This is a genomic window from Moorella naiadis (nom. illeg.), from assembly GCF_051020825.1.
Lineage (GTDB): Bacteria > Bacillota > DSM-521 > Neomoorellales > Neomoorellaceae > Neomoorella > Neomoorella naiadis.
Window position 1 is genome coordinate 31,462 of sequence record NZ_JAXGFQ010000019.1, and the last position, 24,404, is coordinate 55,865.

The 24,404-nt window shown below is 52.0% G+C and carries 22 protein-coding genes and 1 pseudogene; 19 read left to right on the forward strand and 4 right to left on the reverse strand.

What is annotated here, in order from left to right:
• Positions 1-99 precede the first annotated feature (99 nt).
• Entirely contained in the window at positions 100-1,380 is a 1,281-nt protein-coding gene (locus SDD30_RS12135) for a GerAB/ArcD/ProY family transporter (RefSeq protein ID WP_434075183.1), read from the reverse strand.
• The gene (locus SDD30_RS12140; protein WP_434075184.1) at positions 1,355-1,519 is read right to left on the reverse strand and encodes a hypothetical protein; all 165 of its coding nucleotides are present in this window, start codon (positions 1,517-1,519) and stop codon (positions 1,355-1,357) included. The genes SDD30_RS12135 and SDD30_RS12140 overlap by 26 nt, the downstream gene beginning before the upstream one ends.
• An 89-nt stretch (positions 1,520-1,608) precedes the next feature.
• On the opposite strand from SDD30_RS12140, the gene SDD30_RS12145 reads away from it, so the two are divergent.
• The 12 genes from SDD30_RS12145 to SDD30_RS12200 all read left to right on the forward strand — a co-directional run bounded on the left by SDD30_RS12145 (position 1,609) and on the right by SDD30_RS12200 (position 13,586).
• A complete protein-coding gene (locus tag SDD30_RS12145; protein WP_434075185.1) occupies positions 1,609-2,853 on the forward strand; it encodes a Ger(x)C family spore germination protein in 1,245 nt (414 codons plus the stop codon).
• Positions 2,854-2,982: 129 nt separating this feature from the next.
• Entirely contained in the window at positions 2,983-3,225 is a 243-nt protein-coding gene (locus tag SDD30_RS12150; protein WP_434075186.1) for a hypothetical protein, read from the forward strand.
• Between the two features lie 314 nt (positions 3,226-3,539).
• Positions 3,540-4,568, forward strand: a complete 1,029-nt coding sequence (locus tag SDD30_RS12155; RefSeq protein ID WP_434075187.1) for a BMP family protein — start codon at positions 3,540-3,542, stop codon at positions 4,566-4,568.
• Between the two features lie 149 nt (positions 4,569-4,717).
• The gene (locus tag SDD30_RS12160; protein ID WP_434075205.1) at positions 4,718-5,290 is read left to right on the forward strand and encodes a xanthine phosphoribosyltransferase; all 573 of its coding nucleotides are present in this window, start codon (positions 4,718-4,720) and stop codon (positions 5,288-5,290) included.
• A gap of 357 nt (positions 5,291-5,647) precedes the next feature.
• Positions 5,648-6,127: a 4Fe-4S dicluster domain-containing protein gene (locus SDD30_RS12165; protein ID WP_434075188.1), complete on the forward strand. Its 480-nt coding sequence runs from the start codon at positions 5,648-5,650 to the stop codon at positions 6,125-6,127.
• Positions 6,128-7,927, forward strand: a complete 1,800-nt coding sequence (locus SDD30_RS12170) for an aldehyde ferredoxin oxidoreductase family protein (RefSeq protein WP_434075189.1) — start codon at positions 6,128-6,130, stop codon at positions 7,925-7,927.
• 14 nt (positions 7,928-7,941) lie between these two features.
• Positions 7,942-8,211: a MoaD family protein gene (locus SDD30_RS12175; protein WP_434075190.1), complete on the forward strand. Its 270-nt coding sequence runs from the start codon at positions 7,942-7,944 to the stop codon at positions 8,209-8,211.
• Positions 8,212-8,249: 38 nt separating this feature from the next.
• Entirely contained in the window at positions 8,250-9,545 is a 1,296-nt protein-coding gene (locus SDD30_RS12180; RefSeq protein ID WP_434075191.1) for an NAD(P)/FAD-dependent oxidoreductase, read from the forward strand.
• A 17-nt stretch (positions 9,546-9,562) separates the two neighbouring features.
• Positions 9,563-10,513: a YhfC family glutamic-type intramembrane protease gene (locus SDD30_RS12185; protein WP_434075192.1), complete on the forward strand. Its 951-nt coding sequence runs from the start codon at positions 9,563-9,565 to the stop codon at positions 10,511-10,513.
• 151 nt (positions 10,514-10,664) lie between these two features.
• Entirely contained in the window at positions 10,665-11,060 is a 396-nt protein-coding gene (gene mntA / locus SDD30_RS12190; protein WP_434075193.1) for a type VII toxin-antitoxin system MntA family adenylyltransferase antitoxin, read from the forward strand.
• A gap of 1 nt (position 11,061) precedes the next feature.
• Complete coding sequence (hepT, locus tag SDD30_RS12195) at positions 11,062-11,523, forward strand: type VII toxin-antitoxin system HepT family RNase toxin (RefSeq protein ID WP_434075194.1); 462 nt, start codon at positions 11,062-11,064, stop codon at positions 11,521-11,523.
• 170 nt (positions 11,524-11,693) lie between these two features.
• A complete protein-coding gene (locus SDD30_RS12200) occupies positions 11,694-13,586 on the forward strand; it encodes a sigma 54-interacting transcriptional regulator (protein ID WP_434075195.1) in 1,893 nt (630 codons plus the stop codon).
• Here SDD30_RS12200 and SDD30_RS12205 read toward each other — a convergent pair.
• Positions 13,583-14,164, reverse strand: coding sequence for a Uma2 family endonuclease (locus SDD30_RS12205; RefSeq protein ID WP_434075196.1), 582 nt, complete (start codon positions 14,162-14,164; stop codon positions 13,583-13,585). The genes SDD30_RS12200 and SDD30_RS12205 overlap by 4 nt on opposite strands.
• Positions 14,165-14,468: 304 nt before the next feature.
• Between SDD30_RS12205 and SDD30_RS12210 the strand changes: the two genes are divergently transcribed.
• The 3 genes from SDD30_RS12210 (at position 14,469) to SDD30_RS12220 (ending at position 18,048) form a co-directional block, all read left to right on the forward strand.
• Positions 14,469-15,821, forward strand: a complete 1,353-nt coding sequence (locus SDD30_RS12210) for a four-carbon acid sugar kinase family protein (protein WP_434075197.1) — start codon at positions 14,469-14,471, stop codon at positions 15,819-15,821.
• Positions 15,822-15,910: 89 nt separating this feature from the next.
• Positions 15,911-16,933: a 4-hydroxythreonine-4-phosphate dehydrogenase PdxA gene (pdxA, locus tag SDD30_RS12215; protein WP_434075198.1), complete on the forward strand. Its 1,023-nt coding sequence runs from the start codon at positions 15,911-15,913 to the stop codon at positions 16,931-16,933.
• Between the two features lie 98 nt (positions 16,934-17,031).
• Positions 17,032-18,048 (forward strand): substrate-binding domain-containing protein, encoded by a 1,017-nt coding sequence (locus SDD30_RS12220; protein ID WP_434075199.1) that lies wholly within the window; start codon positions 17,032-17,034, stop codon positions 18,046-18,048.
• Between the two features lie 270 nt (positions 18,049-18,318).
• On the opposite strand, the pseudogene SDD30_RS12225 reads toward SDD30_RS12220, so the two are convergent.
• Positions 18,319-19,555 (reverse strand): annotated as a pseudogene (locus SDD30_RS12225) (IS110 family RNA-guided transposase).
• A 395-nt stretch (positions 19,556-19,950) separates the two neighbouring features.
• On the opposite strand from SDD30_RS12225, the gene SDD30_RS12230 reads away from it, so the two are divergent.
• The 4 genes from SDD30_RS12230 to SDD30_RS12245 all read left to right on the forward strand — a co-directional run bounded on the left by SDD30_RS12230 (position 19,951) and on the right by SDD30_RS12245 (position 24,370).
• Positions 19,951-20,685, forward strand: coding sequence for an amidohydrolase family protein (locus SDD30_RS12230; RefSeq protein ID WP_434075200.1), 735 nt, complete (start codon positions 19,951-19,953; stop codon positions 20,683-20,685).
• A 61-nt stretch (positions 20,686-20,746) separates the two neighbouring features.
• Complete coding sequence (locus tag SDD30_RS12235) at positions 20,747-22,240, forward strand: sugar ABC transporter ATP-binding protein (RefSeq protein ID WP_434075201.1); 1,494 nt, start codon at positions 20,747-20,749, stop codon at positions 22,238-22,240.
• Positions 22,237-23,214: an ABC transporter permease gene (locus SDD30_RS12240; RefSeq protein WP_434075202.1), complete on the forward strand. Its 978-nt coding sequence runs from the start codon at positions 22,237-22,239 to the stop codon at positions 23,212-23,214. Before SDD30_RS12235 ends, SDD30_RS12240 begins: the two co-directional genes overlap by 4 nt.
• A gap of 58 nt (positions 23,215-23,272) precedes the next feature.
• Positions 23,273-24,370: a uroporphyrinogen decarboxylase family protein gene (locus tag SDD30_RS12245; RefSeq protein ID WP_434075203.1), complete on the forward strand. Its 1,098-nt coding sequence runs from the start codon at positions 23,273-23,275 to the stop codon at positions 24,368-24,370.
• Positions 24,371-24,404 lie beyond the last annotated feature (34 nt).

Consider the following 24,404-nt stretch of genomic DNA (forward strand, 5'->3'; position numbering starts at 1 on the left):
AGGACCTGTTTGGGAGGAACAACTAAGAATTTGATTAAAGGCCTCCGGTATGACCCGGCTCATTGCAGTCGGACTGGAGCTGTAGCCATGCGGTTGCTTCTAACTCCGGCTGCGCCGGGAAGAGTTTTTTCCTTTTCTTGGCGCATGGACTTGCGCCGGATTATCTTGTAGCTCCTGGTTAGAAGCTTTTTTCGCGGAGCGGCGTTGGCGGGCTGCCTGCTGGCCGCGCAGGCCGCGCACAGCGGCGACTACCAGGGTCAGGGCGGGCAGGAGAAGGGTTATCGGCAGGCTGTAAAAGGGATAAATGCGGGTGAACTGGATCATTTGGGGGAAGGAGACATATAGTTGCAGTGTAAAGGGGGCTATTAAGAGCCCCAAGGGCAGGACCAGGGGCCGGTAATCCTTGAGCTTCAGCAGGGTGGCCAGGCCCAGGGCGAGGAAATAATAAGGCAGGCAGAGCTTGATAAACCCGGCGAAGGTCCACATAAAGATAATCAGGGCGTCCAGGCGTTGCAGGAAATCCCCCAGGTTGATGAGCTGGACGGTTACCAGGGAAGGGAAGTTTACCCGCTCGGCTTCACTGGCCCCCAGCACGGCGACGTTCCGGAAGGCCACCAGGCTGGTGATCAGGGTACCAAAGGCGACAGCCAGAGCAAAGGGCAGGAAGCCTTTCTTGGGTTTGACCAGGAAGGGTATAACCCCCAGGAAGAGAAAGGTTTCCGCAAAGGGGAAGGCAAGGATCGGGAGAATCCCCTGGATAACCGGCAGAAACTTGCCGTCGGGGAGGAGGGGCAAAAGGTTCTCCAGGTGGGTCAGGTTGGGGGTGGCAAAGGTAAGAATTTCCAGGACGACCATAATTACATAAAGCCAGGGGGCCAGGAGTTCAGCCAAGCGCGCCACCGGCTCCAGGCCGTTGCGTACTATCCAGGCCGCCAGGGCCGTGAGGATGCCGACGAAGACTCCCATGGGCGTCCGGACCATGATGGCCACGACGTATAACTCGCCCAGGTTGCGCAGTATTAAGGCGGCCAGGTGGAAGCTGAGCCAGAGGTAAAGGAGTACCGCCAGGGTGCCCAGCCAGCGGCCCAGGACCCGGGGGGTATACTGGAAGGGTGTTTCGCCGGGAAAACGCGCCCCCAGGGCGGTATAAAGCCAGGCGGCACCGACGCCTAGAATCCCCGCCAGGAGCACCGCCAGCCAGGCACTCTCTTTAGCCGGGCCTACGGGGATGATGAGGGTGGTGGTGCCGAGCAAAAAACCGGTTAGGAGCATGGCCAGCTGCCAGCCGGTGATGCGGCCATCTTCGCGCAGGAACCATTCACCTCCCTGTAATAACGGATATTGGGACTGCAGGCTAGGCCCATTGGGTGGCGGCAGCATCCACTTTGCCGTAGGAGCGCAGGCCGATCCCCCGGGATGGCTGCAGGTGGCGATCCCGTTGACGTTCACGCCGGGACAAGAGGAGTGCGCGTCGATCCCATAAAGGGGCTGCAGCGCCTGTCCCCCGGCGCATAAGCACGTGAACAGGCTCCTAATAGCATAACCTGGCAAAGAAGGTTATATGTGTAGGGCGGGTATAAGATCCAGTTTTCCGGCCATGCTAACTCTATGAGCAGGACGGGCAAGGTTTACTGGTTGATCATCATCGGTATCCTCATGGCCGGGGTTCTGGCTGGTTGCTGGGACCGGCGGGAGATCAATGAGCTGGCTATCGTTGCCTCGGCTGCTTTAGACCTGGAACCGGACGGTACCAGGGTGGTCACGGCCGAGCTTTATCAGCCCCCCGGCGGGGGCGGCCAGGAGGGGGGTGGTGGCGGCGTCACCGTCGGCCCCCAGCGCCAGGCCCTTCTAGCCACGGGGCGGGGCCCCAACTTTTTTGAAGCCATCCGTGAATTGGCATTGAAGGTGCCTTTAAGGGTCTATTGGGCCCATGATAACGCCATTATCGTGGGGGAGGCCCTGGCCCGCCAGGGTCTGCGGGAGGTCCTGGATTTATGGGACCGCAACCACGAACTGCGGCGCGGCACTATGGTTCTTATCGCTCGGGGCCGGGCGGCAGACGTCATCATCTGGGTCCAGGGAGGCCTGCAGCAGACCCTGGGTCAGGAGATTACCGGTTTGAATAAATGGGTCAAGGTCAATGGTTCCACCCGGATCCCCACCATCCACGACATCTTTGGCGAGCTCTCCGGGGGCGCGGCCGATGCGGTTTTGCCGGTGATTACTGTCAAACCCCAGGCCATGCCGCCCCGCACCACGACGCCCAAAGCCGGCGACCAGAGGCAGCAGGCCCTGCCCCTGGAGGTGGATACGGCCCGGCTGGAGGGCATGGCCTACTTCCAGCACGATAAACTCATGGGCTGGCTGGACCTCCACCAGAGCCGGGGCCTGGCCTGGACCCGGGGCTGGGTAGCCCGGGCCGGTCTGGAGGTCAAATGCCCCCAGGACCAGGAGAAGGCCGTCGTCGAGACCGTGACCACCGAGCACCAGGTGGGGGTTAAAATGCAGGGCGGGCAGCTACGGGGTGAAATCAAGGTTAAGGTCAGCGGGGATTTGACGGAACAAGGGTGCTTCCACGACCTGACTAAGGATGCAGCCCGGCAGGAGATCGAAAAACAGATGGCCGCCCTGGTTGCCGGCGAGATCCAGGACGCCCTGGCGGCGACCAGGCCGAGCGGCACCGACGTTTTCGGCTTCGGGGGGGCCGTGAGCCGCAAGTATCCCGCCCTCTGGCAACAGCTGCAGACACAGTGGCGGGAGCAGTTTAAAACCCTGCCCGTGGACGTAGCTGTGGAAGCCCATGTGGTCCGGACGGGACTGACGGCCCGGCCGTGGCAGCCCCGGGCGCGATAGAGTATAACCAAGTCCAGCCACCCTCGTCATTGAACAAGGTCAAGCATTAAGTTTGCTCGCCGAGAACCACGGGGCCTAGAGGCTGTACCACCAGCTTGCGGGAGGCTACAGATGAGGTGAATGTTGATAATGAAAGCTTATCAGGTACCTTTGGTGATCTTTTTAGCCGCCACAACCTTTATGATGGAGGGCCCGGCCCTTCTGCGGGCCCGGGCCTGGCGGGATTTTTTCTTTTTTTGTATCTTCCTTTTACTGGGGACGACCGCCTGCCTGCTGCCGGCTTTGGGGGTAAAATTGCCTTCCCCCAGCAATTTTCTGACCCACCTTTTCGATCCCCTGGCCAACTTGGTGCTGGGACCGCCGGGACAATAGCAGTCAGGGTGCAAACGTAACTACACCGCGTTCCCTTTTAGCGGAGGTGTAAGGTGCCTGCAGCGGTTAAAAGCGGAGGTGGCTTGAGCAGTTCCAACAAAATAAGGGTATGGAATACCGGCGCAGCAGGAAAAAAGCCCCTTTATGACTAAATAAGACGAAATAACTAGTAGCGTTAAATCATCTTTAATTTATGTACCATCGATGCAGGAAAATTGAACCGGAGAGCGAATATATATACAGATAAACCCTCCAGCTCCGGAGGGTTTAGGCGGTAGGTAACCGCCGTAAACTTATTAAAAAGGAGGCTAATCATGTTAAAAAAGGGGAAGAGACTTCTGGCTTTACTGCTGGTGGTTGTTTTTGCCGGCAGCCTGCTCCTGAGCGGCTGCGCCAAGAAAAGCCAGCCCGCTCCCCAGGCTGGGGCCGGGGAGCAGAAAGCCAAATTTAAAATCGCAGCCCTGCTGCCGGGCCCCATTAATGACGGCGGTTGGAACGCCTCGGCCTACGACGGCATCCAGAAGGCCGGTAAAGAGCTGGGGGCGGAGGTCGCCTACCGCGAGAGCGTGCCCCAGTCCGACTTTGAAGAGGCTTTCCGTGCCTATGCCTCCCAGGGTTACAATGTGATCATCGGCCACGGCTTCCAGTTTGGCGACGCCGCCAAGAAGGTAGCCAAAGAGTTTCCTAAAACCACATTCTTAATTACCGATAGTAAAATATCTCAAGATCCCAACGTCGGCTCCTACAGCGTCCTGGCCAAACAGGCCGGTTTCCTGGGCGGCGCCCTGGCGGCCCTGATGACCAAGACGAATAAAGTGGCCTGCGTCGGCGGTCTCTCCATTCCGCCGGTGACGGATACCATCGAGGGCTTCAAAAAGGGCGTCAAGTACGTCAACCCCAAGGTGGAAGCCTTGACGGCCATTACCGGCAGCTTTGAAGACGTGGCCAAGGCCAAGGAAACGGCCCGCGCCTTTATTGAGCAAGGTGCGGATATTATGATGCACAACGCCGACCAGGCCGGCCTGGGGGTCATCCAGGCGGCCCAGGAGAAGAAAATCCTGGCCATCGGCGTGATTAAGGACCAGAGCGGCATCGCACCGGATACCGTCTTCGTCAGCGCCTACCGCAACATCGCCGACGGTATCGTCTACATGATTAAGCTGGTCCAGCAGGGCCAGTTCAAGGCCCAGTTCTATCCCCTGGGCGTCAAACAGGGCGTCGTCGGCCTTTACTGGAACGACAAATTGAAGGACAAGGTGCCGCCCGAGGTCAAGACGAAGATCGATCAGATTATCAAGGACCTCAAAGACGGCAAGATCGACATCGACAAGCTGCCTGAATAAGGATGTATCTGCCGGGCCGGTGCTTACGCAGCACCGGCCTTTTGTACTGGCCCGGGTTTTCTGGGGGTGGGTTCTTCTCATTTAGCCGCACTTAAGTTATAATATCTTTATTAGGGTACAGGGGAAGGAGCAAGGTAGTTTTGGCGGTAGTGGAGCTGTTAAAAGAGAAAATCCGCCAGGAAGGGCGGGTAATATCCGACGACGTCCTCAAGGTAGATTCCTTTTTAAACCACCAGATCGACCCGGTGTTGATATTGCAGGTCGGTGAAGAGTTTGCCCGCCGCTTTAGCGATGCCGGCATTACCAAAGTCCTGACGGTGGAGGCCTCCGGCATTGCCGTGGCTTTAATGACCGGTCTCAGCCTCAGGGTGCCGGTGGTCTTTGCCAAGAAAAAGCAACCCTCCACCATGGAGGGCGAGACTTATTGCGGCCGGGTGCGTTCTTTTACGAAAGAAGAAATCATCGATATCGTGGTAGCCGGGAGCTACTTGGGGCCGGAGGACCGGGTGCTGATCATCGACGACTTCCTGGCCTCGGGGGAAGCGGTCCGGGGGTTGTTGAAGATCATCAACCAGGCCGGGGCCACCCTGGTGGGTGTAGGCACGGTCATCGAGAAGGTCTTCCAGACCGGCGGCGATGCCCTGCGCGACCAGGGCCTGCGGGTGGAATCCCTGGTCCAAATCGGCAGCCTGGCGGGGGGCGAGATCGAGTTTTTAAATTAGCCCTGCCAGGCGTAGAGATGCTGCAAGAATTTTGTCTTAATTTTTTCTGCTGAAGCAGGAATTTCCAGCCTGGCGGCGAATAAATAAAATTATAGTGAACAGCTTAATATAAGCGACTTCCGAGTTGTCTCTCTCCCTCCGGGAAGGGCAAACGTCAGGGCCGGGGAGCAATCCCTTGACCTGCTATTGGGCAAAGGAAGGTACTCTTTTCTTATAAGAGTACTTTTTTATTTTGCCCCCACGCCCACATCTCATTTTCGGGGAGGTGATCGCTGGAGGGTAAAGGAGCAAGGGAACAGATGGGGACTAAGAAGCAATGTCAAATTTGTGATGAAAATCGCGAAAGGGGGAATTATTTTGTCCAAGGTACTGGTAGTAGAACAGGATAAATGTACTGCCTGTCGTCGTTGTGAGCTGGCCTGCTCCTTCAAACACACCGGCGAATTTAACCCGGCGGCGGCCCGGTTGTCGGTAGCTGCCTTCCTGGATGAAGATTACTACCAACCGGTGGTCTGCCAGCACTGTGACGAACCGGCCTGCATGGCTGTCTGCCCGGCCGGGGCCATCAGCCGCGATGCTAAGACTAACGCCGTCGTAATCAACGAGGATCGCTGCATCGGCTGCCGCATGTGCGTCATGGCCTGTCCCTTTGGTGGCACTGATTACTCCGTTTCCGAACAGAAGGTCGTCAAGTGCGACCTCTGCGGGGGCGAACCGGAGTGCGTCTTGAATTGCCCCTGGGATGCGATTCAATATAAAGAACCGGCCGGCCAGGCTTTGGACCGACGGCAGCAATGGGCTCGTCGGTTCCAGGCTGCTTTACGGGAGGTGGTCTAGATGTACGGTTGGATTGGCCAATTGCTGCGGGTAAATTTAAGCAGCGGCGAGGCTAAGGTGGAACGATTAGACCCGGTGCTGGCCAGGGATTATGTCGGCGCCCGGGGGTTGGCGAGCAAGATCTTGTATGACGAGATCGACCCCCAGGTTGATCCCCTGGCCCCGGAGAACAAGCTCATCTTTATGACCGGTCCCCTTACCGGCACAATAGCCATTTCAGGCAGCCGCTATAACGTCGTCACCAAATCGCCCCTGACGGGTACCATCGCCGCCTCCAGCTCGGGGGGGTATTTCGGCGGCGAGCTGAAGTACGCCGGTTTCGACGGCATTATCTTGGAAGGCCGGGCGGCGGAGCCGGTTTACCTGTGGCTTGAGGACGGCTCCTTCGAGCTGCGGCCGGCCGGCGAGCTCTGGGGGAAAAACGTCCCCGAGACGGAAGACGCCGTTAAAGCCGCCACTTGCCCTGACGCCAAAGTGGCCTGCATCGGCCCGGCCGGGGAGAAGATGGTGCGCTTTGCCTGCATCATGAACGATAAACACCGGGCCGCCGGCCGTTCCGGCGTCGGTGCCGTCATGGGATCCAAAAACCTCAAGGCCATCGCCGTCCGCGGCCATGGTGGGGTGAAGGTGGCTGACGGGCCGACCTTCCGGGAGGCTGTCCTGGCTGCCCTGGCCAAGATTAAGGCTAACGACGTCACCCACGGCGGCCTGCCCACTTACGGCACCGGCGTCCTGGTCAACGTTATCAACGCCCACGGCGGCCTGCCCACCCGGAACTTCCAGACCGGTGTCTTCCCCGGGGCGGCGAAGATCAGCGGCGAGGCCCTGGCAGAAAACTATCTGGTACGCAAAAAGGGCTGCCTGGCCTGCCCCATGGCCTGCGGCCGCGCCACCTTGGTGCCAGGCGGGCCCTATGCCAGCCACGGTGAAGGGCCGGAGTATGAAGCCCTGTGGTCGCTGGGAGCCGATTGCGGCGTCGACGACCTGGCGGCCATCGTCAAGGCCAACTTCCTGGCCAACGAGCTGGGGTATGACCCCATTACCTTCGGCTCCACCCTGGCCTGCGCCATGGAGCTTTACGAGAAGGGGTACCTGCCGGCCGGGGATACCGAGGTGCCCCTGGAGTTCGGTAACGCCGCCGTCCTGGTGGAAACGGCGCGCAAGGCGGGTTATCGCGAGGGCATCGGCGACCTGCTGGCCGAGGGTTCCTACCGCCTGGCCGAACGCTACGGCCATCCGGAACTCTCCATGACCAGCAAGAAGCAGGAATACCCGGCCTATGACCCGCGGGCCTTCCAGGGCATCGGCCTTAACTACGCCACCTCGAACCGCGGCGGCTGCCACGTCCGCGGCTATACCATCGCCGCCGAGGTTCTGGGCATCCCCGTGCAGGCTGATCCCCTTTCCTCCGAGGGCAAGGCGGCCCTGGATAAGGCCTTCCAGGATCTCACCGCCCTGGTAGACGCCAGCGGTATGTGTCTCTTTACCACCTTTGCCCTGGGGGCATCCGATGTCGTCAGCATGCTGGCGCCGGCCACCGGCGTGGGTTATAATGAGGAGCGGGGCCTTCTGGCAGGCGAGCGAATCTACAACCTGGAACGGTTATTTAACTTCGCCGCCGGCTTGACGCAGGCCGACGACGCCCTGGCGCCGCGCCTCCTGGAAGAACCCATGCCCGAAGGCCCGGCCAAGGGCAAGACCTCGTCCCTGGCCCAGATGCTGGCCGAGTACTACCAGGTCCGTGGCTGGGACGAAGCAGGCCGGGTCACAGCGGCTACCCGGGAGCGGTTGGGGCTGTAAACGGAGGAAACGTAATGCAAGTTGAACTCTTGAGTTTCCTGCAGCGGGCGGCCGGGGAAAGCCGGGTCGAAATAGCAGCGGCTACCGTGGGCGAAGCCCTGGCCGCCCTTATCACCCGCTATGGGGAGAACTTCCGCCGCGAACTAATGACCCCGGAGGGGTTGCCGAAGGCCGGTATTGCCATCCTGGTCAACGGCCGCAATATCAACTTCCTCCACGGACTGGCTACTCCCTTGAGCCCGGGGGATAAGGTAACCCTCATACCGCCGGCGGCAGGAGGGTAGACGGGAAAGGTTTATCAAGAGAGTTGGTGGCTGATGGAATGCGCTATTTGATTATTGGCAACAGCGCCGCCGGGGTGGCCGCGGCCCGAACCATCCGCGGTGCTGATCCGGCAGGGGAAATAACGATAGTTGGTGATGAGCCTTACCCTTACTACGCCCGCGTCCTGACGTCCTATTACCTCGGCGGGTTGGTATCCCGGGAAAGGCTCTGGCTGGCGGGGGAAGAGTGGTATCGTGAGGAGCGTATTCAACTGCTCACTGGACGGCGGGCCGCCGGGGTTGATGCCGCCGGCCGCCGGGTGATCCTGGACGGCGGCCGGGAGCTTCCCTATGACCGCCTGCTGGTGGCTACCGGAGCGAACCCCCAGCGGGTGGACTTCCCCGGGGCGGGCCTACCCGGGGTCTTTACCCTGAGGACCATCGACGACGCGGCGGCCATCCGCCAATACGCCCGGCCCGGCGGCCGGGCCGTGGTCATCGGCGGTGGCCTGGTAGGTATCAAGGCAGCGGAAGGACTTCACGCCCGGGGATTACGGGTCAGCCTGGTGGTCTCCTCAGGTAGGCTCCTTTCCCAGGCCCTGGATGATCCGGGGGCGGAGCTCATCCGCCGGGCCATGACTGCGGCGGGCTTTAGCATTCACCTGCGGGAGGATGTGGTCGCCCTAGAGGGGCAAGAGAAGGTGACGGCGGCCGTTCTCCGTTCCGGGGCCACCCTGCCGGCTGATGTCGTGGTGGTCGGTAAAGGGGTGCGGCCCAATGCGGGCTTCCTAGAGGGCACCGGGGTGGCTGTCAACCGGGGTATTCTGGTCGATGCGTATCTGGCCACCTCGGTCCCCGGCATCTACGCCGCCGGCGATGTGGCCGAGGCCTTTGATCGTGCCTGGCAGCAGCCGCGCCTCAACGCCATTTGGGGTAACGCCGTGGAGCAGGGTCGCCTGGCCGGCCTCAACATGGCCGGCCGGCAGACGGCCTACCGGGGCGGCATCGGCCAAAATTCCCTGGTCGCAGGTAGCCTGGGGGTCATCGGCGGCGGCATTGTTAACCCACCGGTTGAGAGTCAAGACCGGCCTGCAGGGAGCGATGGGAAGCAGGCCGGCAACGGTACACCCCTTAGCCCTTTAGGCGAGGGTTACCAGGTGGTGACGCGCCTGGACGAAAAACGTTCCCTCTACCGTAAAGCCGTCCTCCAGGGCCGGCGGCTGGTGGGCATGGTCGCCGTAGGCCCGCCCGATGGCGCCGGGAGCTTCCAGGCCCTCATCGGGCGGGAAGTCAAAGAAAAATACGTCGACGCCTTTCTGCGGGGTAGCTTCACCTGGGCTATGGTCGGGCGGTAGTTTGGATCGTTTCCCTGGTGTCACCTGTCGGCATAGGTGTCGACCCTAAAAATAACGCCGTTTACCATTTCTATCCTTTTGCTGTTGCCGCGTCAGCGGAGAGCGGGATTACTCCCGCTTTTTTTATGCGGAAAGACAAAAATACCGGCAAAAGGGGGAAAATAGGGTTAAAATCACCGGCTAGAAATGGTATAGTTAACATGGAGGTGGTCCCCATCCCGGCAGTCAACCCTCTTTTCCTCATCAGTGGTAGCGGCATGATCCTGGTAGCCCTGGCGGCGGTCCTCCTGTGGCGGCGTAAGGCCCGCTGGAGCTTCTTCACCCTGGGGGGTCTGGCCTGGTTGGTAGCTGTTATCCTCAAAGGGGTGGTTTCCTTTTACCTCAACCGCCCCGTTTACTTTGCCACCCAGCACCTGCCAGGAGCGATCTCCGGCCCTGTCTACTGGCTTTACATCGGCCTGCTGACGGGTATCTTTGAAGTAGTCCTGGTTTTGCTTCTGGTAAATATGGTCAACTCCCTGCGCCGCGCCACCTGGCAGGAAGCCGTCGCCTTTGGTATCGGTTTTGGCGCCCTGGAAGCCCTGGCCCTGGGCGTCCCGGCTTTGCTGACTGTTATTTGGGGCCTGCGGGGTACCCTCCCACCCGTAGCTGCCATGCCCCTGATGGTCCGGCAGGGGGCCCTCCTGTGGGCCCTGGCGCCGGTGGTGGAGCGGGCTTTTACTATACCTATTCATATAGCAGCCGCCGTCCTGGTGGTCTACGGCGTCCGGGTGGGCCGGCTGCGTTGGTTCTGGCTGGCCTTTATTTATAAGACTGCTGTCGATGCGGTAGCGGCCTTCGGCCAGATCGCCTACGGCCTGCATACCCTTGGGCACCTCTGGACCATTGAGGCTGTAATTGTTCTTTTTGGTCTGCTAGGGGTCTGGGCCACGGCTGCCATGCAGCGGCAGTTTGAGATGTTGTGGTAATCAGGGCTGAACCGGGTTGTGGTTTACGGTGCCGGAAAGATGTCGATGATTTTCCATGCGCCAGGCCTGCTGGTGACAGGTTTTTCTAGCGTTAAGAGACGCCCATGCCGCCAGGCGGCACCAGCAGCGGGTGAAATAAGGTGAAATAATTATGGATATGAAGATTTACGCGCGTCTTAAGGACTACTTTGCCCGGTGCCGGAATATACGGCTGGCTTTTCTATTTGGTTCCCAATCCCAGGGCAGGGCGGGGCCGAATTCCGATGTAGATATAGGGGTCTACTACGAACCGGGGTATACCCTCCAGGAGGTTTACCGGTTATGGAATGAACTGGAGGATATGCTGGGTCTGAAGGTGGATTTATTAGTTTTAAACGAGGCTGCCCCCTCTCTGGCGTGGGCGGCATTAAAGGGTAAACCCCTTGTGATACGGGATCGAAACTTTTATATTCAATATCTCCTTGATATTTCCCGGGAAGCGGAAGATTTTCAGGAATATTTACTCGACTGGTGGCGCTGGCGGATGAAGATCAAGGGGGCGATCTGAAGTGGCACCAATTACGGATGAGCAGGCAATTTCCATTATTCGTCGTCTCCGGTTTCTAGCAATAGAGTTGGAGGATTTAAAGTCCTACCAGGAGATGGATTATTTTCAGTACCAGAGTGATCGTAAAAGTCGCCGTGATGCCGAGAGGATAATAGAGAATATTGTTAATGCCGCCCTGGATATCGCCAAAATCCTTATCGCCGGAGAAAACCTGGAAGTGCCGGAAACCTACCGCCAGGCTTTTCTTCAGCTGGGCGAGGCGGGAATTATTGATCAAGAGCTGGCCCTATCCCTGGCGGAAAAAGCCAGGACGCGAAATGTTTTGGCCCATCAATACCTGGATATAAAGTGGGCTTTGCTTAAAGACTTCCTGACTACAGGCCGGGATGATATAGAGCGCTTCAAGGCTATGGTGGAAAAAAGGTTAATCGAACGGGAAAAGGGAGAAGAGAACAAAAGCTGAATTGTTGCCTCTTTCAGTACGGTATCTCCTTTAGTCTTCAGTAAATAATAGTGCTGATCATTTGTCGAAATATGTTTTAGGAAGGTTTAGGAATCATTAATAACGCCAAAGGTTATTTTGAACCCGGTAATTAGACCAAATTTTATTCACAAATTAGTAGGGTGGTAGATATGTCCCATCTAGCCCTGGTAGCCCCGTATGATGATCTGGCAGCTTTATCCCGCCAAGTATGTGCGGAATTGAGCGAAGATATAACCATCGCTACCGGCGACCTGGCCGAAGGGGTCAGGGTGGCCAGGGAGCTGGTCGATAAAGGCGCTGAAGTTATTATCAGCCGCGGCGGTACGGCCACGGCCATCAGCCGCCATGTCGAGGTACCGGTGGTGGAGATCGCCGTCAGTGCCTTCGACTTGATCCGCGCCCTGGCCGGGGCTCGGGAGTTAGGCAGCTATATCGGCGTGGCCGGCTTCCGCAATGTCATTTACGGTACCAAGAGCTTGGAATCCATCCTTGGTGTGCATATCCAAGAATTAATCATTGAAGCCGAAGAGGACGCGGCCGGGGTAATCGCCGAAGGGCAGGCCATGGGGCTGGAGGTTATCGTCGGCGATGCCGTTTCTACCCGTTTGGCCCGCGAAAATGGCCTGCAGGCCATCCTGGTGACCTCCGGTAAAGAAGCCATCAGCCAGGCCATTCGTGAGGCTTGGGAGGTGGCCCTGGTACGCCGCCGGGAGCGGGCCCGGGCCGAGGAGTTCAAAACCATCCTGGACTTTGCCTATGAAGGCATTGTGGCCACTGACCATGAGGGCCGCATCACCCTGGTCAATCCGGCGGCGGAAAAGATCCTGGGCCTCTCCGCCCACCGGGTAGTGGGGCGGCCGGCCCGGGAGGTATTGCCCGGCGTGCCCCTGGACCAGGTGCGCCAGTCCGGGCAAAAGCACCTGGGGGAATTACACCGCGCCGGCAATACTATGGTTGCCGAAAACGTGATCCCGGTCATTACCGGCCGGGAGATTGTCGGCGCCGTGGCGACCTTTCAGGATGTCAGTCACCTGCAAGCAGTGGAAGCAAAGGCGCGCCAGGAGTTGTATCTTAAGGGTCACGTAGCCCAGTTCACCTTTGCCGATATCATTACCCGCAGCCCCATTATGGCCCGGGTCATTGAACGGGCCCGCCAGTATGCCGCCGCCGAAGCCACTATTTTAATCACGGGTGAGACAGGCTCGGGCAAAGAAATGGTGGCCCAGAGTATTCATAACGCCAGCCAGCGGCGGGAAGGTCCTTTCGTCGCCATCAATTGCGCCGCTGTACCGGAAAACCTGCTGGAGAGCGAACTCTTTGGCTACGAGGAAGGCGCCTTCACCGGTGCCCGTAAAGGCGGCAAAAAGGGCCTCTTCGAGCTGGCCCACCGCGGCACCCTTTTCCTGGACGAAATCGGCGAGCTATCGTTAAACTTGCAGGCGCGGCTTTTGCGTGTGTTGCAGCAAAGGGCCATCATGCGCGTGGGCGGTGACCGGGTGCTGCCGGTGGACGTGCGCATCATCGCCGCCACCCACCGCAACCTGGAAGCGGCCGTGGCGCAGGAAGCCTTTCGCCGCGACCTTTACTACCGTTTAAACGTGCTGCAGATCAAGCTGCCGCCCCTGCGGGAACGTTTGGAAGATTTACCGTTGCTTATTAAAGCCCTGGCGGAAAAGATCAGCCAGCGGTCCGGCCGCCTGTCGCTCTTATTCAACCAGGAAATCGTCGCCCGGTTGCAGGCTTACTCCTGGCCGGGGAACGTCCGCGAATTGGAAAACGTCCTGGAACGCCTGGTAGTCCTGCGCGGCGGCCAGGAAGTGGAGCCGGGTGACCTAGAGGAAATTTTGGGTGCACCGGACAAGCAGCCGGAGCCCAGCCTGCAGCTCCCCCTCCGGGGCACCCTGGCCGAGATGGAGGAGGAGATCATCCGCCACACCCTGGCCCTCACGGGCAACGATAAAGAGGAAACCTGCCGCCGCTTGGGGCTCAGTAAAACCACCCTCTGGCGGCGGCTGAAAAGCTGGGAGACCGTAAAGGCTTAATTATTTATCTCCGGCCAGAGGGGTTCTAAATTAATAATCAACCCTGGCAACAAAGGTGAGGTGAGCGTTCCTTGATCTTCGTATTCCACTATCTTAACCAAATGGTTTTCAGCGTCGCGCCGGTAAATTTCAACTTCTCGCAACTCCGGGTCAAAAAGCCAGTACTCAAGCACATCGTAACGGGCATAGAGGTTGCGCTTCAGTTTTTTATCCAGGCGGCGAGAAGCCTCGGAGATTATTTCTACCACCAGGTCGGGTGCTCCCTGGACGTTTTTAGGTGTCAGCCGGTGGCAGCGGTTGTTGCTGATAAAAATCAGGTCAGGCTGGACAATGTCCTGGGGTGAAAGGACCACATCGACGGGGGCAAAGAACACCTGGCCTAATCGGTTTGTCGTTATATGCTGATAAAGAATATGGAATAATTTACCTAGAAACCCCTGGTGGACAGTGGTTGGTGCCGGTGTCATATAATGTTCCCCTCCAATTAACTCATGCCGCCGCCCATCTTCCGGGAAAAGTATATAGTCCTCATAAGTTAAACTGCCGGCAACGGCTACTTCTTTAAAGGCCAGATTCATAAGAACCCCTTCCTTTCCAGGTTTATTATACCATAACAGGGATTATATAAAAGTTCTTTCTTTATAAAACTAAACGTGGTCCTTCATTATGAAACTTATAAATCCAAATTGAAATATACCTTATCTATGGCCAGTACAGCAATCTGTCTGGCCATAGACTTTTTTATCTCTTCCAGAATGAAATATTTCGCTTTACCATAAAGGCCAGCATAATAACCTCGTTTCAAAATTATAAGTCAATACTAGCCTGGCACGCTTCTTGCAATGTAAAAATGCGACTGCCGCATCGGAGCGAGGGTAATAAATGGAGCAAATAGCTATCATCGCCGACGATTTAACCGGGGCCAACGATACCGGCGCCCAGTTTTGCCAGCACGGCTTTAAAACCATGGTTATCATCGATGTAGATACCGTAGCTGATACTCTTAATCTGGGCGGCAACAATAAAGACGTGTGGGCTATTAATGCCGACACTCGCCACCTAACAGCCCGGGAAGCCTACCAGCGTGTTTACGACCTTACCGAAATATTAAAGAGAGCAGGCATTGGCCACATTTATAAAAAAATTGATTCCACTTTGCGTGGCCATCCTGGTGCTGAGTTGGAAGCCGTGATGGATGCCTGGGAGGCAGATCTGGCCCTGGTAGTACCGGCCTTTCCCGCTAACCGGCGTGTTGTTCGGGAGGGCTATCTGGTAATCGAAGAGGAACAGGAGGTGGCGGCCACTGGTATGCCGGCCGCCGGGGAGGAGAAGACGCCTATCTGTCATATTCCGGCCGTCCTACAGCAGGAGATGCAGCGTCGGGTAGGGCAGGTCAACCTGACCGCCGTTCGCCAGGGGATAATGGCTCTAGCCCGGACCCTGGAGAGCGCCAAAAAAGAAAACCAGGTCCTGGTCCTGGATGCCGTTGACAACAACGACCTGCAGGTTATTGGTCAAGCAATTAAGCTGTTGCCACGAGGTGTAGTTCTGGCCGGGGCAGCTGGTATGGCAGCCCATCTGACTGCTGCCTGGGATTTAAAGGCCATATACCAGGTATCGGGGGTAGAACCATGGGCCAGCTTCTCTTTTACCTGTCCTTCCAATTTGAAGGCACGCCAGGTCCCGAGTGACGAGGCAGGCAAGATTCTACTTATTGCCGGATCGCGCAATCCCGTTACTGCGGACCAGGTGCAGCGTCTAGCTGCAATTTATTGCTGCCGATTGGTAGAGGTGGATACGGAGGCCATTATTGCCGGGAACGCCAAGGCGGAGACGGAGCGGGTACTAAAGGCAGTCGCCCAGGCAGCAACTAAGAAAGACTTGCTCATCGTTGCAGTAAACAGTCTCTTTAGGCAATCACCTATGAATAACGGCAACGGAAGTGCTGGCGCAGCCATTGCCGCGACCCTCGGTATTATTACTAGTAAGCTCCTGGCTAATAAGGAGATAAAGAGCCTGGTGGTGACCGGCGGCGATACCGCTGTCCACGTCTGCCGTACCTTGGGAGCCCGGGGAATCAACCTGGTCGCTGAACTGCTACCAGGTATCCCCCTGGGTTACCTGGAAGGCGGTCGGGCCGGAGGCTTACCCATCGTCACCAAGGCCGGTGGCTTCGGTCCCCCGGACGCTTTTATTAAGGTGCTCCAGTATTTAAGTGGATCAGAAGACCGGTAAAAATAAATAGGGACTCAAAATACCTGATACTTACTCCAGAGGCACAGTAATTAAAAAATTACACGAAAGATTTAACGGAGTGGAAGAAAATGTATAGACCCTTAATCGCCATCAGTGTCGGTGATCCGTGTGGTATCGGACCGGAGATTACAGCCAAGGCTCTGGCGATGCCGAAAATCTATGAACAATGCCGCCCCCTGGCCGTGGCCGACACCGGTTTAATGTGTGAAGCAATTAAGATTGCCGGAGTTAACCTGGGTGTCAGATCAATAAAAAGCCCGGCTGAGGGCCGTTATGAATATGGCACCATTGATGTCCTAGACCTGCAGAATGTGGACTTGGAGCAGCTCAAGTACGGTAAAATAACCCAAATGGGTGGCGAAGCTAGCTTTCAATATATTGCCAGGGCCATCGAGCTCGCCCTGAGCGGGGAGGTCGATGCCGTAACTACCGGACCTATCAATAAAGAAGCCATCAACTTAGCCGGGCATCATTACTCAGGTCACACAGAAATCTTTGCTGATATGACTAAGACCCGGGACTATTGCATGATGCTCATTGACAAGAATTTCCGTGTCTCCCACGTTACCACCCACATTGCCCTCAGCCAGGTGCCGTCCCTGGTAAAGAAAGCGCGGGTATTGAAAGTAATCGAATTGACCCACGACGCTTTAGTAAAAATGGGTGTCGCCACCCCACACATTGCTGTCGCTGGTCTGAATCCCCACGCCGGTGAGGATGGCCTCTTCGGTCGCGAGGAAATCGAGGAAATTACCCCGGCAATCGCCGCAGCTAGGGAGCAGGGGATACAGATAGATGGACCGGTACCTCCAGACACCATTTTTGTCAAACTCCAGAGCGGCCAGTATGATGCCGTAGTAGCTATGTATCATGATCAGGGTCATATCCCCACCAAGGTGATAGGGTTTAAATATAACAATACTACTGGCAAGTGGGGGTCTGTAGCTGGTATCAACATTACCCTGGGCCTGCCCATCATCCGTACTTCTGTGGACCACGGTACCGCCTTCGGCAAAGCGGGGAAAGGCACAGCCAACCCGGAAAGTATGGTTGATGCATTGAGGATGGCAAAAGTTTTAGCGGAATCTTAAATAAGGAGGTGGGTATAGATTTAAGAAAAAAGATGCTAGTTAAACCCAAAGATGGTTTAGTTTGAACTAAATGAAAAAATTTTAAGGAGGAAAGTAATATGAATAAGAGTATTAAGAAGTTATTTACTATTAGTTTAATATCTTTAATAATAATTTTAGTAGTAGGATGCGGTAATAAAAATGTGGATAACAAAAATAATGTCGCTCAGCAAGGTAATAAGAAAGCGGTTAAACTGGCATATATTACACCCGGTTTAGATAATCCTTTTTGGAAAACGATGTCAGAAGGAATACATCAACAGGCAGATAAAGTTGGAATTGAGTTAAAAGATTTTAGTTCCAATAATGATGCCAATACACAAATGAAAAATGTACAGGATGTAATTACGCAAAAGTATGATGGTATTTTATTAACACCTACTGATAGTGCTAGCGCACCAGCAGTTTTAAAAGCAGCTCAGACAGCAAATATTCCCGTTATCCTGGTGGGGATAGGAACCGATTCGGGAGAATATCTTGCAAAAAGCTTATCGACTGAAGAACAGGGTGGTTATGAAGCTGGGAAATATTTAGCAGATGCTATAAAAAAGAAGGGCATAAATAATGGTACGGTAGCTGAAATAAGCATATCATTGGCTAGAGATAATGGGCGTTTAAGGGATATGGGTTTCCAGAAAGCGATGAAAGAAGCTGGTCTAAAAGTTGTTGATATTAAACAGGCCCAAAAATATACTCGTCAAGAATCCGTTCAAATGGCGCAAGATCTAATTACCGCCCATCCCGATTTAGCTGGTATATTTGCTAACTTTGATGAAGCATCTCTTGGTGCCTTAAAAGCAATTGAAACCGCAGGTAAATCTGATAAAATAATATTGGTGGGTTATGATGGTTCACCTGAAAGTGCCCAAGCTTTAAAAGAAGGTAAATTAGATGCTATATCTATGCAACAAACTTTATATGAAGGCCGTAAGGTTGTAGATGCAATGTATAATTTTTTAACTAATAAGGTTTCACCACCTAAGTTAATTGAGATTCCAACGTTATTAGTTACTAGAGATAACATTAACCAGTTGCAAAATGAAATCTATAAGAATGTCTTTACTCAACCTAAATAAACTGCGATAAAAACTTTTTCAGGGTAGATGCCCATACCGCCGGCGCGGCACCAGTAGAAAGATGAAAACGGTAAACGGCGGTTTTTATACGAACGAATTATCAAGATAGCCTTACGGTAATAAGTCAAGATCTAAGGAAAAAATTTTTTAAGCAGATCTTTGGAAAAAAGGCAACAACAACCAAGCTTAGTTCCTTAGGCAGATGGGAAAAAGCAACAAAAATGGATCCCCAATTGAGAGTCATAGCCGGGTGGTAACTCACCCGACTGGCTAAACCGAACTCCTCTGCCCCTGGGGCACGTATAGTTGGTTGCTGCGTAGCAGGGCATCAACCACCCGCACAAGTTTTCGTGCGGTAAGAACTAAAGCACGGCGATGGTGATGAGTGGTACTTTCTTTAAACTTACGCTGATAGAACTCGGCAAACTTGGGGTCACGGATACGAACACTGTTGGCGGCCAGTACAAAGTAACTGCGCAAGTAAGTATTCCCTGTTTTGGTAAGCGGGGTGTCATCGGCTTCAAACTCACCTGACTGGTGTTTCCGCCAGGTGAGGCCGGCATACTTGGCGAGAGCCGCCTCATTATCGAACCGGTGAATGTCGCCGATTTCGGCGATTAACCCGGCGGCGCATACAGGTCCAATGCCCGGCATTGACTGCAAGGTGGTAGTAAAGTGCGACAGCTCTTTCTCAATCGCCTTGTCAATATTCTTGACTTGCTGTTCCAGGGTGCGGATGGTCTGCATGCTGGTGGCCAGGATCAGGTTTACCGGCTCCAGGAGGCTGCCGTGCAGCCTGTAGGCGCAACTGGCGGCGTGCTTCAGGGCTTTGGCTGTGGCTTCGGGATCGGAGAAATGACTTCTTCCCTTCTCCATCAGAATATCAATCAGTTCATCCAGCGGTCGTACCGCAATCTCTTCTGGCGAAAGGAACTCGGTCAGAATCGCCTCCGAGGCGGCCCCGAAGGTGTTGCTCAGCACCTTATCCTGGCAAAAGGCATTGAACTTTAGGAACAGGTTGGTCAGAAAGTAATTTTTTTCCCCTAGTAATAGTTTGGATCAGGTGATGGCGGAACCTGGTTAACCTCTGCAGGGGTAGATAGCGGAAGTCCACCTGGCAGTTTTCAGGCAGTCGCCCGAACCTGAGCCGGTCGGCGATCACCAGGCAATCGAACCAGTCGTCCTTTTGGATATCGATGTATTGCTTTCTGAAGTTGGCTACCTTGGGATTAAAGACATACACCTGGGGGTGGAAGGGAACTAATGAAGGCTCGCCAGCCAGATACATCTGGAGGTGCCAGCTATAAACAGAGGTAGCCTCTAAGCCAATGTGCAGGAAATTAACATTATTGGTTTCGCAGATCTCCACAAGATACTTGACAAAAGAATCAGCCACCGGATCGTCATTCTTGACACGGAGACGCTTAGCGATTTCCTCGCCTTCGACATCAAACATCCGGGCCTTGAAATCTTTTAGGCTGACATCGATACCGACAAATAGTTTCATCTCTGCTTCACCTCCTTCCGCGTGAAGGAATGGGGTAAGATTATGCGGGGTCCCAGGTACCATAACCGGTCAACAGCCTCGCCGGAACCAACGCTTTCCTGGCAAGACCTTGCTCTATCCAACCTGCTACCATTGGACAGGATCTTGATAGGTTGCGCAACTTACGTGTTAGGAGTGCAGGTTATGGGCTGGGGGTCAGGCTTTTTAAGAGGTAAACCTAAGGAGTGGCATACCTACCCCGAATATAATCTCACGACTACATTTTGCCTGGAACCCCGATAAAAGTAAATGCCTAAATTTCCAGTTGTCAAAGAGCGTTTTTGATCCCTTTAGAGCTTTGTTTAGAGGTTGGGTATTTGAGAGGTACTAAATCTATTGTACGAGGAGTGGAGTAAATGATTATTATTGATACACATGCGCATTTAGGGCTTTGTAGAATTTTTGAGCTTGATATTAAAAGTGAAGATTTAATAAGAACTATGGATGAAAATAATATACAAATTTCTATAGTCCAGCCAAATCCTGGTGCTCCAGATATACATGCAGCTCATATAGAAGTAGCAAATTTAGCCACTAAATATCCAGGGAGAATTTTCGGAATGGCATGCTTTAATCCTCATGTAGATGAAGATGAATATCTAAAAGATGTAAATTGGGCTATAAAAGATTTAGGATTTAAAGGGGTAAAATTACACACTAACGGATTTAGTATATCCCCTATTTCTAAGGATGCCGAAAAAGTTTTTAAAGCTGCACATAAATTACAAATACCTGTTATGATTCATACAGGGGCAGGTATGCCTAATGCTTCACCAGCCCTGTGTATTCCACCAGCGAAACAATATCCTGATCTTAATATTATTTTAGCCCACTCAGGAATGGGAATTTATACAGCGGAAGCAATAGTTGCAGCGATGGAATGTAAAAACATCTTTCTGGAAACGTCATGGTGTCTGAGTATCGAATTGAAATCTTTAGTTAACAAGATAGGTGCTGAAAGAGTGATGTTTGGTTCTGATGGTTTAGAGAACGTACCTGTAGAATTAACTAAATATCGAGTTGCTAAGCTTACCGAAAAGCAATTAGAACAATGTTTAGGTAAAACTGCAATGGAAATATTTAAATTATAGATATGAGGAAAGGGGTTATCAAGTAATTTGATAACCCCTTTGAAAGAAAGGATAGAGAGTTATGGATAGTGTTTTAGAGTTAAAAGATATATCTAAAAGTTTTGGAGGTATAAGCGCACTAAAAAATATTTCTTTTGAATTAAAACCAGGGGAAGTACATTGTTTAATAGGGGAGAATGGTGCAGGTAAATCTACAATTGCCAAAATAATTGCAGGGATAATTAAACCTGATGCAGGACAAATATGGCTTAATGGAGAGAATATAACTCATCTAGATCCCTCTATGGCAAAATCCTATGGTATAAAAATAGTAATGCAGGAATTAAATTTAATGCCCCATCTTTCCGTTGCTGAAAATATATTTATGTTTGATAAATCTTCATATAATCATGGTATCTTACAAAAAGAACTTATCAATAGGAAAACAGTTACCTTATTTAAAGAGTTGGGATTAAGTAATATTAATCCCAATTACTTAGTAAGTAAACTTACTATTGCTCAAAAGCAATTAGTTGAAATCGTAAAGTCCCTAGCTATAAAAAGTAAAATATTAATACTTGATGAACCAACCTCATCTTTGTTATCAAAAGAGGTGGATCATTTATTTGAAATAATAAATCGTTTAAAGAATATGGGTACAGCAATTATCTTAGTTACGCATCGGCTAAAAGAAGTATTTCAAATTGGTGATAGAGCAACTGTATTAAGAGATGGGCAAGTCGTAAAAGAAGGGCTGATATTAAATTATTTACAAGAGGAAGATTTAATTAGATTAATGGTTGGAAGAGATATAAAAGAGTTATATGGTATCAAAAAACAACTATCAATAGGCAAACCCATTTTAGAAGTAAAGAATCTCTCAGATGGCAAAAGGTTTTATGATATTAATTTTATATTACATTCGGGGGAGATATTAGGAATAGCAGGCCTTATGGGGGCAGGGAGGACAGAAGTTGCAGAATGCATATTTGGATTACGTAAAAGAAGATCCGGTGTTGTGATTTTTAATGGCACACAACTAAATAATAGAACGCCTGATATTATAAAACAGGGTATAGGATTAGTTCCAGAAGATCGTAAACAAAATGGCTTATGTATTGACATGAGCATTATTAATAATATAAGTTTGGCTTATTATGGTCTTACAAAAAAGTTCTTAATCAAACAGGATGCCTTGAACATATCAAATATCACCTCTTTATTAAGGATAAAACTTAACAATATATTTGACCCTGTAGGGTCCTTGAGTGGAGGAAATCAACAAAAAGTTGTTATAGGTAAATGGTTAATTTTAAAAGGTATACAATTAATGATATTCGATGAACCAACTAGAGGCATAGATATTGGAGCTAAAGTAGAAGTCTACAATGTAATAAAAGATTTGGCGAACCAGGGTAAAGGAATACTTATAATTTCCTCCGAAATATTGGAGCTAAAAGGTATTTGTGATCGTATCTTGGTAATGAGTAATGGGAAAATTACAGCTGAATGTTCTCCTAATGCGAGCGAAGAAGAAATATTAGGTTATGCAATGCAAGGAGTGAAAGGAAATTGATTAATAGTTTTTTCGTAAAAAAGAAGGAGATGTATTTAGAAAACTGGCGATTGGAAAACTGGCGTGCGGAAATCAGTGTTGGGTTGAGTTTAGTGCTTATCTTCCTTTTACTTTCCATAATATCACCTTACTTTTTCACGAAGGGTAATTTATTAAATATTATTTACCAGGTTAGTACTTTAGGTATTATAGCTGTAGGGCAGACAATGGTAATAATAACTGCAGGAATTGATTTATCAGTAGGATCTGTCTTTGCTTTATCTGGAATGTTAATGGGCATGGCAATGGTCAAGTTCGGCTTTTATATAGGGATTTTAGTAGGATTGTTTATAGGTTTTTCAGTGGGATTAATAAATGGTTTATTGATTTCTTACCTCAGACTTGCACCTTTTATTGTTACCTTGGGGATGATGTCAATAGCCCATAGTTTAACTTATGTTATTTCTAATGCCAAATCGGTCTTGGGATTACCACCAATGCTTGAGAGGTTTGGTAACACGGTATTTATAGGTATTCCTTTGTATGTCTTTGTTACGTTTATCTTATTTTCTTTAGGACAACTATTTCTTTCTTATACTAAAACAGGACGTTTACTTTATGCTGTTGGTAGTAATGAAAGCACAGCAAGATATTCAGGAGTAAACGTAAATTTATATAAATGTCTTCCATACATTTTTACAGGTCTATTAGTTGCATTCTCAGCTTTTATTCAAGCATCTCATTTACTTGCAATTGATCCTGATGCCGGTACAGGTTTGGAGTTAGATAGTATTGCAGCTGTGGTTATAGGAGGGACTAGTTTATTTGGTGGGAAAGGAAGTATGGTTGGCACATTTATAGGTATCTGTATGATGGGTATATTGCGCAATGGATTGAATCTATTAGGAGTATCCCCATACTGGCAAGGGACAGCAGTAGGCGCCATAATTATTTTAGCTATAGCAGTGGAAAGATTATCGTATAAAAATAAGTAAAAGATAATAGCAGAAAATCCAGAAACAATAATTTATAACCAAAAAGTAGGTGATAAGTGTGGGGCCTTATGAAGAAGCTCTTAAAGCTGTCAATTTTGAATCTATGAATTATGTTCCTGTGGTATTCTGGGCAAACGGTCAAAATTATGCTCCTATGGCTGGGATTCTGGATAATGAATATTACGCTGATCCGGCGAAAATGCTGGAAGCACAGCTACATTTTTATGAACTTTTCCCAGGGGTTTTCACCGTCCCGGGCATCTGGCCGGATTTCGGTGCTATGGCTGAATTAGGCGGTTTAGGTTGTGAGATTGAGTTTCCTGTAAATGCCCCACCGTATATGCGGAAATCGGTTCTTAAAAATATTTGGGGAATAGATGAACTGAAGCTACCTGACCCACGGCAAGCAGAATTTACTGCCCGGGTGCTGGATTATCTGAAGTATTTCCAGCAACATCTTCCTGAGAAGATGAAAAAAGAATATGGTTTCCTCGATGGACATCTCTTTTGCGGTGGACCGGGCGAAATCTCGGCTTTGCTCCTGGGTTATGATCAGATATCTTATGCTATGTATGACACGCCGGAATTGGTCCACCGATTGCTGCGCAAAGTTACTGATTTTGTGAAGTCCTATTTACAGGCGCAGATGGAGGTCGTTGGCCCGGCCAAACGCGTTTGTATCTGGGATCACTTTCCGGGGATGCTTCCCAGGGATTTATATTTTAAATTCATCCACCCTTACCTAAAAGAGATCTTCGCCTTTGTTGATAGAGCGGAAATAAAGGTTTACCATAATGAAAACAATTATCCCCATTTGATGGATTTGGTGCGCGAGATCCGGGCCAATATTTGCCAGTTGGGACCCAAACATGACTTAGTGGCCAGTAAAAAGGAATTAGGCAAGTGTGTCATGGGCAATGTTCATCCGCTGGAGATATTATTAAAGGGTTCGCGCGAGGAAATCCGCGCCTGCTGTCAACGTATCATCCAGGAAGCTGGCCCGGGTGGAGGGTTATGGCTATCGGCCGCCGGTGGCCTGGCCCCGGAAACACCGGTTGAAAATATTAAGATAATGATTGAAGTAGCCAGGGAAACCCCGGTCCCCCCAGGAAGTGTGAGCGGTAAAATAAAACTGATCCAAAAAGGCTCACTTTGACAATATAAAACTGATCCATCCCCGCCCACCAAAT

Coding starts and splice junctions, on each gene's coding strand:
- SDD30_RS12235 (WP_434075201.1), top strand. CDS start 20,747: ATGGATAGTGTTTTAGAGTTAAAAGATATATCTAAAAGTTTTGGAGGT.
- SDD30_RS12150 (WP_434075186.1), top strand. CDS start 2,983: ATGAAAGCTTATCAGGTACCTTTGGTGATCTTTTTAGCCGCCACAACC.
- SDD30_RS12180 (WP_434075191.1), top strand. CDS start 8,250: ATGCGCTATTTGATTATTGGCAACAGCGCCGCCGGGGTGGCCGCGGCC.
- SDD30_RS12145 (WP_434075185.1), top strand. CDS start 1,609: ATGAGCAGGACGGGCAAGGTTTACTGGTTGATCATCATCGGTATCCTC.
- SDD30_RS12220 (WP_434075199.1), top strand. CDS start 17,032: ATGAATAAGAGTATTAAGAAGTTATTTACTATTAGTTTAATATCTTTA.
- SDD30_RS12155 (WP_434075187.1), top strand. CDS start 3,540: ATGTTAAAAAAGGGGAAGAGACTTCTGGCTTTACTGCTGGTGGTTGTT.
- pdxA (WP_434075198.1), top strand. CDS start 15,911: ATGTATAGACCCTTAATCGCCATCAGTGTCGGTGATCCGTGTGGTATC.
- SDD30_RS12205 (WP_434075196.1), bottom strand. CDS start 14,164: ATGAATCTGGCCTTTAAAGAAGTAGCCGTTGCCGGCAGTTTAACTTAT.
- SDD30_RS12135 (WP_434075183.1), bottom strand. CDS start 1,380: ATGCTGCCGCCACCCAATGGGCCTAGCCTGCAGTCCCAATATCCGTTA.
- mntA (WP_434075193.1), top strand. CDS start 10,665: ATGGATATGAAGATTTACGCGCGTCTTAAGGACTACTTTGCCCGGTGC.
- SDD30_RS12170 (WP_434075189.1), top strand. CDS start 6,128: ATGTACGGTTGGATTGGCCAATTGCTGCGGGTAAATTTAAGCAGCGGC.
- SDD30_RS12200 (WP_434075195.1), top strand. CDS start 11,694: ATGTCCCATCTAGCCCTGGTAGCCCCGTATGATGATCTGGCAGCTTTA.
- SDD30_RS12175 (WP_434075190.1), top strand. CDS start 7,942: ATGCAAGTTGAACTCTTGAGTTTCCTGCAGCGGGCGGCCGGGGAAAGC.
- SDD30_RS12210 (WP_434075197.1), top strand. CDS start 14,469: ATGGAGCAAATAGCTATCATCGCCGACGATTTAACCGGGGCCAACGAT.
- SDD30_RS12230 (WP_434075200.1), top strand. CDS start 19,951: ATGATTATTATTGATACACATGCGCATTTAGGGCTTTGTAGAATTTTT.